At 71.2% G+C, this 12773-nt stretch carries 9 protein-coding genes; 5 read left to right on the top strand and 4 right to left on the bottom strand.

Going from position 1 to position 12773, the window contains the following annotated elements; all coding sequences use genetic code 11:
* On the top strand, positions 1 to 3007 hold a 3007-nt coding region (locus ACRX5S_RS18285; protein ID WP_436774008.1), incomplete at its 5' end, for a bifunctional [glutamine synthetase] adenylyltransferase/[glutamine synthetase]-adenylyl-L-tyrosine phosphorylase.
* Here the strand turns inward: ACRX5S_RS18285 and ACRX5S_RS18280 are convergent.
* Together ACRX5S_RS18280 and ACRX5S_RS18275 are read right to left on the bottom strand one after the other, a co-directional pair.
* Positions 2968 to 4005 carry a phosphatase PAP2 family protein gene (locus ACRX5S_RS18280; RefSeq protein ID WP_436774007.1) on the bottom strand — a complete coding sequence of 346 codons (1038 nt, stop codon included), beginning with the start codon at positions 4003 to 4005 and terminating at the stop codon, positions 2968 to 2970. The two genes, ACRX5S_RS18285 and ACRX5S_RS18280, sit on opposite strands and share 40 nt — an antisense overlap.
* A 142-nt stretch (positions 4006 to 4147) precedes the next feature.
* Entirely contained in the window at positions 4148 to 5878 is a 1731-nt protein-coding gene (locus ACRX5S_RS18275) for a CocE/NonD family hydrolase (RefSeq protein WP_436774006.1), read from the bottom strand.
* 156 nt (positions 5879 to 6034) lie between these two features.
* On the opposite strand from ACRX5S_RS18275, the gene ACRX5S_RS18270 reads away from it, so the two are divergent.
* From ACRX5S_RS18270 to ACRX5S_RS18260, 3 genes are all read left to right on the top strand, one after another.
* A complete protein-coding gene (locus ACRX5S_RS18270; RefSeq protein WP_436774005.1) occupies positions 6035 to 6937 on the top strand; it encodes a helix-turn-helix transcriptional regulator in 903 nt (300 codons plus the stop codon).
* Positions 6934 to 7899: a pirin family protein gene (locus tag ACRX5S_RS18265; RefSeq protein ID WP_436774004.1), complete on the top strand. Its 966-nt coding sequence runs from the start codon at positions 6934 to 6936 to the stop codon at positions 7897 to 7899. The genes ACRX5S_RS18270 and ACRX5S_RS18265 overlap by 4 nt, the downstream gene beginning before the upstream one ends.
* A gap of 317 nt (positions 7900 to 8216) precedes the next feature.
* Positions 8217 to 9230: a DUF5954 family protein gene (locus ACRX5S_RS18260; RefSeq protein ID WP_436774003.1), complete on the top strand. Its 1014-nt coding sequence runs from the start codon at positions 8217 to 8219 to the stop codon at positions 9228 to 9230.
* 134 nt (positions 9231 to 9364) lie between these two features.
* On the opposite strand, the gene ACRX5S_RS18255 is transcribed toward ACRX5S_RS18260, so the two are convergent.
* Together ACRX5S_RS18255 and glnA are read right to left on the bottom strand one after the other, a co-directional pair.
* On the bottom strand, positions 9365 to 10192 hold the full coding sequence (locus ACRX5S_RS18255) for an NAD(P)H-binding protein (RefSeq protein WP_436774002.1): 828 nt from the start codon (positions 10190 to 10192) through the stop codon (positions 9365 to 9367).
* A gap of 366 nt (positions 10193 to 10558) precedes the next feature.
* Positions 10559 to 11974 carry a type I glutamate--ammonia ligase gene (glnA, locus tag ACRX5S_RS18250; protein WP_436774001.1) on the bottom strand — a complete coding sequence of 472 codons (1416 nt, stop codon included), beginning with the start codon at positions 11972 to 11974 and terminating at the stop codon, positions 10559 to 10561.
* Positions 11975 to 12220: 246 nt separating this feature from the next.
* On the opposite strand from glnA, the gene ACRX5S_RS18245 reads away from it, so the two are divergent.
* Positions 12221 to 12773: RDD family protein (locus tag ACRX5S_RS18245; RefSeq protein WP_436774000.1), on the top strand; the 553-nt coding region annotated here is incomplete at its 3' end.

The following is a 12773-nucleotide window of genomic DNA, read 5'->3' as shown; positions in this document are numbered from 1 at the left end:
TCCCCCCCCCCCCCCCCCCCCCCCGCGGCGCCTCGCGGACCCGGTCCTCGCGGGCATACGCGACGACTCGCAACTGCTCGACGGGCTGTCCGCGACGGCCGACCCCGACCTCGCGCTGCTCGGCCTGGTGCGCCTGGCCGAGGCCGCCGACGACCGCCCGGTCCTGCTCTCCACACTCGCGTCGGCCAAGCCGCTGCGCGACCGCCTGCTCGGCGTGCTCGGCGTCAGCGCCGCACTCGGCGACCACCTGGCCCGGCACCCCGAGGACTGGCGGACCCTGGTCACGTACGACGTGCAGGACGCGCACCCCACGCCCGAGTACTTCCGCCGCACGCTCGGCGCCGCCCTCGACGACCGCACGAACGGCACGCTGTCCGGCGACGGCGCGCTCGACGCGCTGCGCGTCGCGTACCGCCGATGCCTCCTCTCCATCGCCGCCCGCGACGTCTGCGGCACCGCCGACGTCGCGCAGATCGCCCACGAACTGGCCGACCTGGCCGGGGCCACCCTCGACGCGGCCCTCGACCTGGCCGCCCGCGAACACCCCGCCGAGGCAGAGCAGTGCCGGCTCGCGGTGATCGGCATGGGCAAGTGCGGCGGCCGCGAACTCAACTACGTCAGCGACGTCGACGTGGTCTTCGTCGCCGAGGCCCCGCCCGGCGTGGACGAGGCGGCCGCGCTCGCCGCCGCCTCCCGCATCGCCGCCGCCATGATGCGCGCCTGCTCGCACACCACCCGCGAGGGCACCATCTGGCCGGTCGACGCCAACCTGCGTCCGGAGGGCCGCAACGGCCCGCTGGTCCGCACCCTCGCCAGCCATCTGGCGTACTACGAGCGCTGGGCCAAGACCTGGGAGTTCCAGGCGCTGCTGAAGGCCCGCCCGGTGGCCGGGGACATGGCGCTCGGCCGCAGGTACTTCGAGCACATCGCGCCGCTCGTGTGGACCGCCGCGCAGCGCGAGAACTTCGTGCCCGACGTCCAGGCCATGCGCCGCCGCGTCGTCGAGTCGATCCCGCACACCGAGGTCGAGCGCGAACTGAAGCTGGGCCCCGGCGGCCTGCGCGACATCGAGTTCGCCGTGCAACTGCTGCAACTCGTGCACGGCCGCGCCGACACGTCGCTGCGCAGCGGATCCACCCTGGACGCCCTGGCCGCGCTGTCGGCCGAGGGCTATGTCGGACGCGCCGACGGCGCCTCACTCGACGAGGCGTACCGCTTCCTGCGCCTCCTCGAACACCGCATCCAGCTGCACCGCCTGCGCCGCACCCACCTCCTCCCGACCGACTCCGCAGACCTGCGCAGGCTCGGCCGCTCGATGGGCTTCCGGGCCAACCCGGTGGGCGAACTGGAGGCCACCTGGCGCCGCACCCAGCACGAGGTGCGCCGCCTGCACGAGAAGCTGTTCTACCGTCCGCTGCTCGACGCCGTCGCCCGGCTCCAGCCCGGCGAGACCCGGCTCACCGCCGAGGCCGCCGCCCAACGCCTGGAGGCGCTCGGGTACGCGGACCCGGTCGGGGCGCTGCGCCACCTGGAGGCGCTGGCTTCCGGGGTGAGCCGCCGCGCGTCCATCCAGCGCACGCTGCTGCCGGTCATGCTGGGCTGGTTCGCCGACTCCGCCGATCCGGACGCGGGCCTGCTGGCCTTCCGGCAGGTCTCCGACGCGCTCGGCAACACGCACTGGTATTTGCGCCTGCTGCGCGACTCGGGCGCCGGATCGGCCGGCGGCGCGGCGGCCGAGAACATGGCCCGCGTCCTGGCGTCCGGACGTCTGGCCCCCGACCTGCTGCTGCGCGCGCCCGAGGCGGTCGCGCTGCTCGGCGACCCGGACGGCCTGCGGCCGCGCTCCCGGACCGCCCTGGAGGCCGAGGTTCTGGCCGCGGTCGGCCGGGCGCCGAGCGCCGAGGTCGCCGTCCAGATCGCGCGCAGCGTGCGCCGCCGCGAGCTGTTCCGCATCGTGGCCGCCGACGTGCTCGGCAGGCTCGACGTCGACGCCGTGGGCCGCGCACTGTCGGACGTCACGGCCGCGACCCTCACCGGCGCGCTGCGGGCGGCGGCCGACGAGTACGCGCGGCAAACCGGGAAGACCGTCGGCACCCGCCTGGCGGTGATCGCGATGGGCCGGTTCGGCGGACACGAGCAGGGCTACGCGAGCGACGCCGACGTCGTCTTCGTGCACGAGCCCGAGGAGGGCACCGAGGAGCACGTGGCGGCCAAGCAGGCGCACGCCATCGCCAACGAGATGCGCCGCCTGCTGCAACTGCCCGCCACCGACCCGCCGCTCGTGGTCGACGCCGACCTGCGGCCGGAGGGCCGGCAGGGCCCGCTCGTGCGGACCCTCGCGTCGTACCGCGCCTACTACGAGCGCTGGTCGAAGCTGTGGGAGAGCCAGGCGCTGCTGCGCGCCGCGCCGGTCGCGGGGGACGCCGACCTCGGCGCCCGGTTCCTCGACCTCATCGCGCCGCTGCGCTGGCCGCAGGCCGGACTGAACGACGCCGAGGTGCGCGAGATCCGGCGCATGAAGGCGCGCATCGAGGCCGAGCGGCTGCCGCGTGGCGCGGACCCGACCACGCACACCAAGCTCGGACGCGGCGGTCTGGCCGACGTGGAGTGGGTCGCGCAGCTTCTTCAGATGCAGCACGCGCACGCCGTTCCGGAACTGCGGACCACCGGGACGCGCGAGGCCCTGGCCGCGGCGGCCGAGGCCGGGCTGCTGGACGCACAGGACGCCAAGGTGCTGGACGACGCGTGGCTGGAGGCGACCCGGGTGCGCAACGCGGTCATGGTGGTACGCGGCCGACCGTCCGACCAGTTCCCCTCCGACGTGCGCGAACTCGCCGGGGTGGCGCGCCTGCTCGGCTACCGCGCGACCGGCGCCGGGCCGGTGGGCGCGGGCACCGTGATCGAGGACTACCGCCGCATCACGCGGCACGCCCGGGCGGTTGTCGACCGCGTGTTCTACGGCGAGAGCTACGGCGACGGGAAGGAGGCACCGGCCGGTTCGCGCTGACTACCGGAGGAATTGTCCGGCGCTCTGGGGGATTTCGCACCCCGTGCCGGGATTCTCCCCGAGGCGGCGGACTCGTGGTCCTCGTGGCCGGGGGAGCCGTCCAGACCGGTGTCGTCCCCGTCGCCGCCGTACTCCTCAGACCTCGGGTCATCGGGCGTGTAGCGCGGGAACTGGTAGGCCGAACGCCCGTTCAGCAGCCGCTGGACGGCGAAGCCCGCGGCAAGCGTGATCCACCCGCCGACCGCGTCGAGGATGAAGTGGTTGCCCGTCGCCATGATCACGATCAGCGTGACCAGGGGGTACAGCAGGCCGAGCACGCGCACCCACATGGGCTTCGCGAACTTCCAGATGGCCAGCGCACACCACGTCGACCAGCCGATGTGCATCGACGGCATCGCGGCGAACTGGTTCGACACGTTCTTCATGTTGCCGGAGGCCATCGAGCCCCAGGTGTTGTGCACGAGCACGGTGTCGATGTAGCCCGCGCCGGGCAGCAGCCGCGGCGGCGCCAACGCGTAGAAGAAGTAGCCGAACAGGGCCAGCCCGGTGGTGACGAACAGGACGGTGCGCACCGCCCGGTAGCGGCCCGGATGCCAGCGGAACAGCCACACCAGCACGCCTATCGTCACGACGAAGTGCAGCGTGGCGTAGTAGTAGTTCATCCCCACGATCAGCCAGGTCACCTTGTCGGCGGCGTGGTTGATGGCGTACTCGACGTCGATGTGCAGCGACTTCTCGAAGTCGAGGAGCTGCCACGCGCGTTCCACGGCGAGGGATTCGCGGTTGGGGACCGCGTTGCGGATGAGCGAGTAGACCCAGTAGCTGAGCGCCACGAGCGCCAGCTCCACGATGAAGCGCGGGCGGCGGGGGGTTTGCAGGTACGTGCGTACGCGCGCGGCCAGCGGCGCCTGTTCTTCCGCCGCGGATGCGGAGCCCATCGCCGCCGGTGCGTCCTGCGACGTCCGCGGCGGGGTCTGCTGGGTCGGTGTTTCCCCCATAAGGACCCAGTCTGCCAGAGGAGGGGGGTGCGCCGATCACCCGCGGGTACGGTTCGGGCGATCACGCGTACGCCCTGGGGACTACCCCGGGTCCCTTGTGCGGGCGGGACCCGGGGCTGTCCCGGGGCGGGTACCGCGCAGGTCAGCGCAGCGGCACCGAGATCCACGAGGGATCCGCGCTCGGGGAGCCGAACGCGAGGGTCGAGAACGCCGGGTTCTGCTCGATGTAGAGCGGGTCGACGGTGTCGATCACCAGTGCGAGCCGGTGGCCGGCCGGGACGTCGTATGCCGTCGCGAGCATCTCCACTTCGGTTGCGAAGGGCCGCCCGGGCTGCACGCCGAAGAAGGTGTACGGCGCGTGGGTGACGAGTCTGCCGACGCCGAGCGAGTCGACGTCGTACAGATAAGCCACAAACGTGCCGTTGGACGCGCTCGGATTCACCGTCACGTGCAACGTTGTCGTGCCGCGGACCTGGCCTTCGGCGGCCAGCCGGTCGGACTGCCACACCGCCGACACCGCACGCGGCAGCAGCGGCACGGACACCATCGGCGGGATGCGCAGGTACTCCTCGACCAGGTTGGTCAGGAAGATCACGCCTCCGTCGGCGCCTGAATCGATATTTGTGCCGATGCGCGTGCTCCAGCCGGTGCCCGCGTTCGGGGCGAGCGGACCCGTGCGCGACCAGCCGTTGTCGCCGAGCCGCAGGTTCAGCCGCGAACCGGTCAGGTCCGCCCAATTGCCGTAGCCCTCGTACCCGCCCTCGATGCGCGGCTTGATCTGCACCGGCGGCTGCCGGTCGATGCCGTTGTCGACACCCTTGAGGTGGTGGTCGAGCCACGCTCGCGTGTTCGCCCAGGTGTCGTTGGGCAACCCGGCCAGACCCGGGATCTCCGGCGTCGCGTGGTCGCCGGGCCGGAACTCCAGGCGCTTGGGCACGGTCAGCTTCTCGTAGAACTCGGCGAGCTGGTTGGGCGGGAAGATGCTGTCGCCCCACGCGTTGGCGAGCAGGATCGCCGCGCCGTTGGCGTTGATGCGGTCCAAATAGGTCGCGGGGGAGCGGATGTTCGCCCACGCGATCAGCTCGGGCACGTTGGCGGTGGTCAGGAAGTCGCCCAGGAACCGGCTGAATTCGTCGCTGGGGCGCCCGGTCGCGTATCCGGCCACCGCGAGCCCGGCGGCGGACTGCACGTGCTGCGTCTGGCCCGCGTAGATCGAGTCGACCAGGTCGGCCCATCCGCTGAGGGCGGCCACGGTCTTGATGCGCGGGTCGTGGCCGGCGGCGAGGAGGCCGAGGCCGGCGCCGTACGAGACGCCGACGGTGCCGATGCGGGAGGGGTCCGCGGGGGTGTTGGCGAGCGCCCAGTCGATCATGCGGGAGACGTCGGCGACGTCGTCCGGTCCGGCGACGCCTATCTCGCCGCCGGACAGCCAGAAGCCGCGTGCGGTGTACGAGAGGGCGATGTAGCCGTTCTCGGCGAGCTGTTCGGCCTGGGCGACGTACTCGATCTGCGGCATCGACCAGCTCGCGGGCAGCACCACGACCGGTGCGCGGTGTGCGGCGTCGGCGCCCTCGGGCACGAACACGTTGGCCTTGAGCACGACGCCGGGGGCCACCGGGACGTCGACGAAGCGGAACGACGGCCCGGCCGCGGCGGCCTGCGGTGCGGCGCCGACGCCGGGGACCAGCAGCGCGGCGAGGACGGCGAGGACGACCGCGAGGCGCGATCGGACGCGGCGGCGGGTGGCGCTGCGCCTGGTGCCGGGCGTGGTGCCGCCCGGTGTGGTGCGGAGTGGTGTGGTGCGGATCGGTGTGGTGCCCGTTGCGGCTCGGGCGGCGGTGCCGGGTGCGCGCGGAACCTTTCCTGAGCTCATGCCTGCTCCCTCTGCGACGGGGGGATCGTGGGGTGGTGCGGTGAGCCCGTACTAAGTTGACTGGAGGGTAACCCCGCGAAGTTACCGTTGGTAACGGGGGTTGGGTAACGAAAACGCAAAGCCGAGCGGACGCCGCGACACGGGGAGGGCACCCACATGGCCACCGGGATGGACCGCCGCGAACTGGCCGACTTCCTGCGCCGCTCGCGCGAGCGCCTGCGCCCGGCCGACGTCGGGCTGCCGGACGGACCGCACCGCCGCACGCCGGGGCTGCGCCGCCAAGAGGTGGCCGCACTCACCGGCATGTCCGCGGACTACTACGTACGCCTCGAACAGGCACGCGGGCCGCAGCCGTCCCCGCAGATACTCGGCGCGCTCGCGCGTGCCCTCGGCCTCGGCGACGACGAGCGCGACCATCTCCACCTGCTCGCCGGACACCGCCCGCCCGCCGGACGGCACGCGGGGGAGACCGTCAGCCCCGCGCTGCGGCACCTCCTGGACCGCCTTGCCGACACTCCCGCGCAGATCCTCGGTGACCTGGGCGACGTGCTGGCGCAGAACGGCCTCGCGCAGGAACTGTTCGGCGGCGTCTGCACCGTCTCCGAACACGGGCGCAACATCGTGTGGCGGTGGTTCACCGATCCCGTCGTGCGCGCGGCGTACCCATTCGACGAGTGGGAGGAGCACGGACGCCGGCACGCCGCCGACCTGCGGGCGGCCGTGGCGCGGCGCGGGCACGACGCGGCGAGCGTCCGCCTGGTGCGCCGACTCCGGGACGCCAGCGAGGAGTTCGCACGCCTGTGGGACCTGCACGAGGTCGGCGTGCGCCGCAGCAGCCGCATGCGCGTCGTGCACCCGGTGGTCGGCACCCTCGACCTGGTCTGCGAACGGCTGCTGACGCCCAGCGAGGACCAGCAACTGCTGATCTTCACCCCGCCGGACGGCGCGGCCTACGCCGCGCAGCTCGACCTCCTCCGCGCGGCCGTCGGCGGCCTGCCCGGGCTCTCCCCGGCGGCGTCCGCCGACTCCGCGGCGACCCCGGTTACGGTGACCCCATGAGTGATCTGGAAACGAAGCCCACCCTCAAGGAGTGCGGCGGCCGCGAGGACGTCTCGGCCGAACCGGCCCTGGACCTCATCCGCGGTCGGGAGGTCAGCATCGGCGACGACCGTCCGGTGCGGCGCATGCTGCCGACGCTCGGCCGCCGCATGGTCGGTCCGTGGTGCTTCCTGGACCACTACGGCCCCGACGACATCGCGGACACGCCCGGCGCGCAGGTCGCCCCGCACCCGCACATGGGCCTACAGACGGTGAGTTGGCTGCGGCGCGGCGAGATGCTGCACCGGGACAGCGAGGGACACACGGCGACGATCCTGCCGGGTCACCTGGGGCTCATGACTTCGGGGCGCGGCATCTCGCACTCCGAGGAATCGCCGGTGCCGCACGAGCCGTTCCTGCACGGCGTGCAGCTCTGGACCGCACTGCCGGACGACGCGCGCAACGGCGACCCGCACTTCGAACTGCACACCGAGCTGCCGCGGTTCGAGGCCCCGGGGATCTCCGGCACGGTGATCATGGGCGAGATCGACGGCGCGCGGTCGCCGGGGCGGGCGTACTCCCCGATCGCCGGGGCGGATCTCACGCTGGCCGACGACACCGACGTACGGCTGCCGCTGGAACGGGACTTCGAGTACGCGGTCATCGCCACCGAGCCGGGAGCGGTGGTCGACGGCGTGCCGGTGCCGATCGGCTCCCTGCTCTACCTCGGCTGCGGCCGCCGCGACGTGCGGATCCGCACCGAGGCGGCGTCCAACCTGATCCTCGTGGGCGGCGAGCCGTTCGCGGAGAAGATCGTCATGTGGTGGAACTTCGTCGGCCGCACCTCGGAGGAGATCGCCGAAGCCCGCGCCCAATGGCAGGCCGAGGAACGCTTCGGCGTGGTCCACGGCTACCACTCCCCGCGGCTCGACGCCCCTGAACTACCCCCCACTCCACTGAAGCCACGGGGCCGCCAACACTGACCTTCTCGCCGCCGACCGTGCCTTGCCCCAACTCCCCGCGCCTCCAACCTCCGTCTCCTCGCGACCCCTCCCCGCCTCCGACGTTCCCTCCGACTTCGCTCGCCTGCCCTCCTCCATCCGACTCCCATCGCTTCAACCCTCCCGCCCCAACCCCCCCAAAAAAGGAGGCTCGCCCCGCCTCCTCTCCTCTCAATTCCCCTCGCCTCAACCCCTCCCCGCCCTCCGCGCGGAGCGCGCGCTCGGCTCCTCGGGGTGCGAACCAGCCGGAGGTGGCGAATCGCCTGACAGGGGAGTGTCCGCTGTGAGATCAATGGACCATGAGCAGCGACAAATCGGATGATCCCGCTCCTCTTGTCATGCGGGTCCAGGTCGACGACCACCCGGTGGCCGCGGCGGTGGAGGCGGATGCCTCGATCGCCCGCACGCGCTACACGACGCTCAACGTCCGCGGCCCGGTGTTCGGCATTGCCACGCAGTCGCCGCCGGGCCGAGGCGATTGGCGGGTGCTCACCTCCATAACCGACGGATTCGCGCAGCAGTCGCGCGACGCCCTCAACTCGCATCTGTGGTTCAAGGCCAAGGACGGCACCGACGATCCGCGCGTCCGCCGCGAACTCCTCGACGCAGTCGCCGTCCTGGAGACCGAGCCCGTCGACGAGCTCACCGTCCTGGACGTCCGCTACCGCGTGGTCCGCGCCGACGAGTTCGTGTTCAGCCGTGACCGCGTGCCCGAACCCCCGCGTGCCACCGACCCGGAGCCGCCCGTACTCGACTGGGACGGCTACGACGACGCCCCGCTGGACGTCGGCTTCGTCATCGACCACGCCGCCGCGGCCGGCCTGGTCGCGACGACCGAGCGCCTGGCCCTGCACCACCTCCACTACCGGGGTGAGCGCTATCCGCCCGAAGTACGCCACGACTCCGAGAACGCGATGGCGACCCACCCCGGCGTGGTTCTGCTCCCGCCGGCGTACTGCATCGTCGAACACACCGGCGATTCCTGGACCCCGCTCACCGGCCTCATGAGCACGCCGCACGCCGCGCGGCGTTCACTCACGACCTGGCTGACCCGCTTCTGGCCGCTGATGCACGAGCTGCCCGAGGACGAGGCCGCCCGGTACGCCGCCATCGCGCACGAGTACCAGGCGCAAGTGCGGGCCAACAGCCTGACCGTGGACGACCGCCTGTACTCCGTCGCCCGCGTCGGCCGCATGGTCCGCATCGGTGCCGACGGCCCCGAGTCCGTGCGTCCGTCCGACGTGGACAACTACGGACCCAGCCAAATTCACCCGCTCATGGACGAGTTCGGCACCATCACGCACGAGGAGTGACCGGCGGCGCCGCGCCGCGTGTTTCGGCCGACCTGCAACCTGTCGGCGCGCGGTGACGTTGTCCGGAAACACGCCGCGCCCGCCCGCCTACCGGCTTCGGGCGCCGCCCGCCACGGGCGGGCGCGTTCCGCGGCCTAGGCGGCGGCGAGGCGGTGGGCGTTCACCGTCGCCCAGGACGCGTAATCGCGCGGCGCCCTTCCGGTGGCTTCCGCGACGGTCGGGAACACCACGGATTCGTCGATCAGGTTGTCGACGTAGAAGCCGAAGTACGCGTCCACCCGTTCCTTGGGCATCCGCGACTCCATTTCGGCCCGGGCCTCGTCGTTCGGCACCGCCTCGAAGCGGAGCTCGCGCCCCAGGGCCGCGCCGAGAATTTCCACCTGTTCCTCGGGCAGCAGCGCGTCGGGGCCGGTCAACTCCAGGATTTTCCCCCGGTGTTCCGTGGAGACGAGGGCCTCCGCGGCGACCGCGGCGATGTCGCGGGGGTCGATGAACGCCGTCCGCCGCCACGAGAACGGGACACGTACCACGTTGCCTGCCCGCAACTGGGGTGCCCACCTCAGGGAATTGGACATGAACGCGCGCGGCCGCAGGAACGTCCAGGTCATCCCGGACTCGCGAATCGCACGCTCGCTCAACGTCATGTACCGGGAAATCGCGTTGTCCATGCGCCGGATCCCGGCGGATCCGCCGGTCATGAGCACGACGTGTTCCACGCCCTGGTCGCGCATCGTCGCGGCGAGGGCCGGCATGTCGTCGTATCCGGCGAGGGTGAAGACGGCTTTGACACCGGTGAAGGCGCCGTCCAGGGAGTTCGGTTTGTTCAGATCGCCGATGAAGTGGCGGACTTCGCCGCTCGGGTCGGCGGCCAGGGGATTGCGGGTCAGAGTCCTGATGCGGTGCCCAGCCGCGGTGAGTGTGTCGACCAAAGCCGATCCGACGTTGCCCGTCGCTCCGGTCACTAGTAGCACGGCGGCTCCTTCGCCTGTCGGAAACAAGGAAGGGAGTGACGCGGGTTCACCCCACGTGCACTCCCGGAGCCATCGTCACCCAAGAAACCGTATAGGGATATCGGGCTGCGTGATTCGGATAGTCGAACGGCCCGTCCGGGGGTGCCCACCTGTCGCGTTTCTCCGCCGGCAACCCGCCGCACCGTCGATTTCCGGCCATCCGAAGGGAGTTCACCGAACCCGGGCAATCGGCCGGCGTCCGGAAAACATCGAAGGCCCCGCCAGAGCGAATCATGGCGGGGCCTTCGAGTCGTGGGCGGTGCCTCACCCGGCAAGCCGGAGAGGACCGCGGCACGGGGTTCGGACGTCTCCGACGTCTCAGATGTCGAAGTACATCTCGAACTCGTGCGGGTGCGGGCGCAGGCGGATCGGGTCGACCTCGTTGGTGCGCTTGTAGTCGACCCAGGTCTCGATGAGGTCCTGGGTGAACACGCCGCCTTCCAGCAGGTACTCGTGGTCGGCCTCAAGCGCGTTCAGGACCTCGGGCAGCGAGCCCGGCACCTGCGGGACGGCCGAGTGCTCCTCGGGCGCCAGCTCGTACAGGTCCTTGTCGACCGGCTCCAGCGGCTCGATCTTGTTCTTGACCCCGTCGAGGCCGGCCATCAGCATCGCGGAGAACGCCAGGTACGGGTTCGACGACGGGTCCGGCACGCGGAACTCGATGCGCTTGGCCTTCGGGTTCGAGCCGGTGATCGGGATGCGGATGCACGCCGAGCGGTTGCGCTGCGAGTACACCAGGTTGACCGGCGCCTCGAAGCCCGGCACCAGGCGGTGGTACGAGTTCACCGTCGGGTTCGTGAAGGCCAGCAGCGACGGGGCGTGCTTCAGCAGGCCGCCGATGTAGTAGCGGGCGGTGTCGGACAGGCCCGCGTACCCGACCTCGTCGTAGAACAGCGGCGCGCCGTCCTTCCACAGCGATTGGTGGCAGTGCATGCCCGAGCCGTTGTCGCCGAAGATGGGCTTCGGCATGAAGGTCGCGGTCTTGCCGTTGCGCCACGCGACGTTCTTCACGATGTACTTGAAGAGCATCAGGTCGTCGGCCGCACCCAGCAGGGTGTTGAACTTGTAGTTGATCTCGGCCTGGCCGGCGGTGCCCACCTCGTGGTGCTGGCGCTCGACCTGGAGGCCGGCGGCGGCCAGTTCGAGGGAGATCTCGGCGCGCAGGTCGGCGAAGTGGTCGACCGGCGGGGCCGGGAAGTAGCCGCCCTTGTAGCGGACCTTGTAGCCGCGGTTGCCGCCCTCTTCGACGCGGCCGGTGTTCCAGGCGCCCGCGACCGAGTCGATGTGGTAGTACGACTCGTGCGCGTTCGTCTCGAAGCGCACGTCGTCGAAGACGTAGAACTCGGCCTCGGGGCCGAAGAACGCGGTGTCCGCGATCCCGGTGCCGGCCAGGTAGCGCTCCGCCTTCTTGGCGATGTTGCGCGGGTCCCGGCTGTACTCCTCATCCGTGAGCGGGTCGTGGATGAAGAAGTTGATGTTGAGCGTCTTGTCCTTGCGGAACGGGTCGACACGGGCGGTCGAGAGGTCCGGGCGGAGGGCCATGTCGGACTCGTGGATCGCCTGGAATCCGCGGATCGAGGAGCCGTCGAACGCCAGGGACTCGTTCGGCTCGAAGATCTCGGCCGGGATCGTGAAGTGCTGCATGACGCCAGGCAGGTCGCAGAACCGGACATCGACGAACTTGACGTCGTTGTCGGTGATGTACCGCGACACCTCGTCGGCGTTGTTGAACATCCATGCCTCCTCGACCCGGCTCCGGGCTCGGGTTAGCTGCTCGTTCTCGGGGGCGGCCCTTCTCCCCGCTGGCCACTGGTCCCGAAGGTATGGCGGAGCGGTTTCCCGCTGGTGTCCCGAATGTTTCACACAAGTTACGTGGTCGCCCAATCGGGCCAGTCTTGTTGCGACCCCGCCGATCTTGCCGCATCCTTCGCGTTTGCCCCGGTGGGAGTGTTGTCCACGTCACTCATCTACCGTGGTGTCGTGACCAGGAAACAGGCCGGTAAGCGGACCGGCAACGGAACCGGCAATCGGCAGGGCGGTGCGGGCGGATCCGGCGGCGGTCCGGCTGCCGCCGGGCGGCCCCCGCGGCAGGCGGAGCGGCATACGGCCCCTGCCCCCGCCTCTGAAGAGGAGGAGTTCGGCTACCAGGGCAAACGCCTCGGCCTGCCTGAGGAGGGCTCGAACTCGCTCGCACCCACCGGCAGGCGCCTCCTCGCGCTCGTCATCGACTGGATGCTCTGCTACGTCATCGCGTTCGCGTTCATAGGCCGCGGCGACCTCAACGCCACCGGCACCAACATGGGCACCCTCGCCGTCTTCGCGGCCGAGAACCTGCTGCTGGTCAGCACCCTCGGCTACACGGTCGGCAAGCGCTTCATGGGCCTGCGCGTGGTGTCGGTGACCCGGGACCACCTGACGCCGCTCGCGGTCGTGGTACGCACGCTGCTGCTGTGCCTGGTGCTCCCCGCCGCGGTCTACGACCGCGACGGCCGCGGGTTCCACGACAAGGCGGTCGGCACGGCGGTCGTCCGGG

The organism is Yinghuangia sp. YIM S09857, assembly GCF_051388915.1.
In the GTDB taxonomy this organism is placed as follows: domain Bacteria; phylum Actinomycetota; class Actinomycetes; order Streptomycetales; family Streptomycetaceae; genus Yinghuangia.
Note: the sequence above shows the minus strand (reverse complement) of the source record. Positions and strands in the feature narration are given on the sequence as shown.

What these genes read in the sequence shown, in the direction of transcription:
- ACRX5S_RS18265 (WP_436774004.1), top strand. Translation starts at nt 6,934, where the DNA reads ATGAGTGATCTGGAAACGAAGCCCACCCTCAAGGAGTGCGGCGGCCGC.
- glnA (WP_436774001.1), bottom strand. Translation starts at nt 11,974, where the DNA reads ATGTTCAACAACGCCGACGAGGTGTCGCGGTACATCACCGACAACGAC.
- ACRX5S_RS18280 (WP_436774007.1), bottom strand. Translation starts at nt 4,005, where the DNA reads ATGGGGGAAACACCGACCCAGCAGACCCCGCCGCGGACGTCGCAGGAC.
- ACRX5S_RS18260 (WP_436774003.1), top strand. Translation starts at nt 8,217, where the DNA reads ATGAGCAGCGACAAATCGGATGATCCCGCTCCTCTTGTCATGCGGGTC.
- ACRX5S_RS18270 (WP_436774005.1), top strand. Translation starts at nt 6,035, where the DNA reads ATGGCCACCGGGATGGACCGCCGCGAACTGGCCGACTTCCTGCGCCGC.
- ACRX5S_RS18275 (WP_436774006.1), bottom strand. Translation starts at nt 5,878, where the DNA reads ATGAGCTCAGGAAAGGTTCCGCGCGCACCCGGCACCGCCGCCCGAGCC.